This is a genomic window from Marinospirillum sp. (assembly GCF_014859565.1).
Map to the genome: position 1 here is coordinate 1 of NZ_JACUUA010000312.1, position 3,231 is coordinate 3,231.

Consider the following 3,231-nt stretch of genomic DNA (forward strand, 5'->3'; position numbering starts at 1 on the left):
TCAGTATATTCCGGTAGCTGGTCAGCTTTTTTAAGCGCCAACAAATAGGCAGATACAACATCGTCAATATAGATAAAGTCGCGCTGTTGGGACCCTTCCGTTAGTGGAATACGGCTGACACCTTTTTCTAGCTGCCCAATCAGCCAAGGGACAAACTTTGTTTGATCGTCTTTTGGCCCATACATGTGCTCCAGTTTCAAGTTAACCACTTTGATTACCTGACTACGCTGTTTGAGCCATTCAGCAAAATGTTTTTTTGAAAGTGAATAGGCATTCAGGTATTTGGGTAATAAGGTGTCTGTGTTAAAGAAGGTGTCTGTGTTAAAGAAGGTGTCTGTGTTAAAGAAGGTAGCAGCGTCAAGTACTTTTAAACCGAAAAGTAAATTACTTTCTACAACTTCATGTGCACTTTGCCCATGACGACCGTAACTACAAGCGGTGTGAATAACCGCATCCACTTTATCAGCCTTAAACGCCTCTTCAATGGCTACCTCGTCCACATTGAAAGCACTGACCTGCTCAAGCAGATGTTTAATACGCCAGGTATCCGACGTTGACCTTTTCAAAATAGTCACCTTATAGCCATGCTTAAGCAGGGCCTCTAACAAGTGACTTCCTAAAAATCCAGTCGCACCGGTCAGTAATACGTGCTGCATCAGAAGTTTAATCCGAAGAATTCTTCCAGTTTTTCCGCCACAAACTCGAAGTGTTCCTGACCGAGTGACGGCTGAACGCCCAGCCAGAAGGTCTGGTTCATGGTGCGGTCTGTATTGGTTAATTCACCTACTACCCGGTACTCAATGTTCTGGAAATAAGGCTGGCGTGTCAGGTTACCGGCAAACAGTAAACGAGTACCAATTTTGTGCTGATCGAGGTATTTCAACAGATCTACCCGTTTTACTCCGCTGCTTTCTTTTAGTGTAATTGGGAATCCAAACCATGAAGGGTCGCTGTTGGGTGTTGCTTCTGCAACTTCAAGGAAGTCAGCCAGGCTGTCCAAACGTTTTTTAAGTAGCTGATAGTTACGCTTGCGTGTAGCAATGAATTCAGGTGCACGTTCCAACTGTGCTAAACCACAGGCTGCCTGCATATCGGTAATTTTGAGGTTGTAACCTAAATGGGCATAAACGTACTTGTGATCGTAGCCTTGTGGCAAGGAGCCAAACTGCTGGCCAAAACGGTTACCGCAGGTATCGTCACACCCTGGTGCACAGTAGCAGTCACGGCCCCAGTCGCGGAAGGACTCGGCAATCACTTTCAGGGTCGGGTTGTTGGTGAATACGGCACCGCCTTCGCCCATGGTGATGTGGTGCGCCGGATAAAAACTGAGAGTGGCGATATCGCCCCAGGTGCCGACCATTTTGCCATCAAAGGTTGCGCCCAAGGCATCACAGCAGTCTTCTACTAACCACAGATTATATTTTTCACATAGAGCTTTTACTTTCGCCAGATTGAACGGGTTACCCAATGTGTGTGCCAGCATAATGGCTTTGGTTTTTGGTGTAATGGCCGCTTCAATCAAGTCTGCGTTGATGTTGTGGGTTTGCATATCTACATCAACAAACACGGGTACAGCACCAAATTGCACAATAGGGTTCACAGTGGTTGGGAAACCAGCCGCTACGCCAATCACTTCATCACCTTTTTTAATGGCACGCTCACCTAGCTTAGGTGAGGTAAGGGCACTGAACGCCACTAGGTTAGCAGATGATCCGGAGTTAACAGTAATGAGGTATTTGACGCCAATAAATTCGGCTAATTTCTTTTCAAACTCAGCGTTAAAGCGGCCTGTTGTCAGCCACCCGTCAAGTGAGGCTTCTACCATCAGTTGCAGTTCTTTTGCACCGATGACTTTACCGGATGGAGGAATAACACTCTCTCCTGGTACGAAAGTTTTAGGTGCCAAAGCTGCATTTGCGTATTGTTCAACCAGTTTACTGATTTCATGGCGGAGTGTTTTAGGTGTCATAACTAACCTATTTCAAAGGGGTGACTGATATTGTTCAATTTGTTTGAGTGTTTGCTGCTGCATATCTGAATCTTTAAGCCAGCCTTGATGCCAGTCCACAATGGTATCTAACGTGTGCGCTAGTGACCAACGAGGCTGCCATTTCAGTTTTGCTGCTGCTTTACTGATATCCAGTTTTAAAAGTTGCGCTTCATGTGGCTGGGGGTTTTTATCCAGTTGCCAGCTCACGCCTTGCCCCCAATGTTCAACCATGTGGTTCAGTATCCACTCGACCGGCTGCACATCTTCATCTCGAGGGCCAAAGTTCCATCCTTCCGCAAAGCCACACCCATCGGTATAGAGCTTTTCTGCAAGTATCAAATAGCCGCTAAGTGGCTCCAGAACATGTTGCCAGGGCCGTGTTGCCAGAGGATTCCGGATCACAACAGATTGTTGCTTTTCAAAGGCTCTGAGTATATCTGGAATCAGTCGATCTTCTGCCCAATCACCCCCGCCAATCACGTTACCTGCTCTCGCTGAGGCTAATGCTGCTGTATCAGCAGTGTTAAAAAAGGAGTTACGGTAGGCAGAGGTAACCAGCTCGGCACAACCCTTGCTATTGCTATAGGGGTCATGACCACCCATGGGTTCGTTTTCACGGTAGCCCCATACCCACTCCTGGTTCTCATAACACTTGTCTGTGGTGACGTTAACGATGGCTTTGAGATTGCTGCACTGACGCCCTGCCTCCAGTACGTGTACCGTTCCCATAACATTGGTGGTGTAGGTTTCAACCGGCTCGCGGTAGGAAAGGCGCACTAAAGGTTGTGCAGCCATGTGAATCAGGATGTCCGGGTTGAATGCCGTCATGCTTGCAGTAATCACGTTCAGATCGCGAATATCCCCGATTTCTGATTCCATTCCTTCCGCGACGCGAGCCTCGATAAATAGAGAAGGTGTTGTGGGTGGCTCAAGGGCAAAACCTTTGACTTTTGCTCCCATGCTTTGTAGCCAGAGTGACAACCAGCTGCCTTTAAACCCTGTATGGCCGGTAAGAAATACTTTCTTTCCCTTCCAAAAAGTTGGGTCAACGGAGGTAAGCATCTGTATTACTCCCAGGTTTTCCAGGGTGCTTTGCCGCTCTCCCACAATTCTTCCAGCAGATGTTTGTCACGTAAGGTATCCATCGGCTGCCAGAAGCCATGATGTTCATAGGCCATCAGCTCTCCATCCTCGGCCAGTTTCATCAGCGGTTCTTGCTCCCATACCGTGGCATCATCTTT

At 47.5% G+C, this 3,231-nt stretch carries 3 protein-coding genes; all 3 read right to left on the reverse strand.

Features of this window, described 5'->3' with window-relative positions; all coding sequences use genetic code 11:
* Window positions 1–656, reverse strand: a 656-nt coding sequence (locus tag IBX50_RS18860; RefSeq protein ID WP_292257945.1) for an NAD-dependent epimerase/dehydratase family protein, incomplete at its 3' end; no start/stop codon positions are given.
* Window positions 656–1,969, reverse strand: coding sequence for a lipopolysaccharide biosynthesis protein RfbH (gene rfbH, locus IBX50_RS18865; RefSeq protein WP_292257946.1), 1,314 nt, complete (start codon window positions 1,967–1,969; stop codon window positions 656–658). The genes rfbH and IBX50_RS18860, both read right to left, overlap by 1 nt.
* A 12-nt stretch (window positions 1,970–1,981) precedes the next feature.
* Complete coding sequence (gene rfbG / locus IBX50_RS18870; protein WP_292257947.1) at window positions 1,982–3,052, reverse strand: CDP-glucose 4,6-dehydratase; 1,071 nt, start codon at window positions 3,050–3,052, stop codon at window positions 1,982–1,984.
* Between the last annotated feature and the right edge of the window lie 179 nt (window positions 3,053–3,231).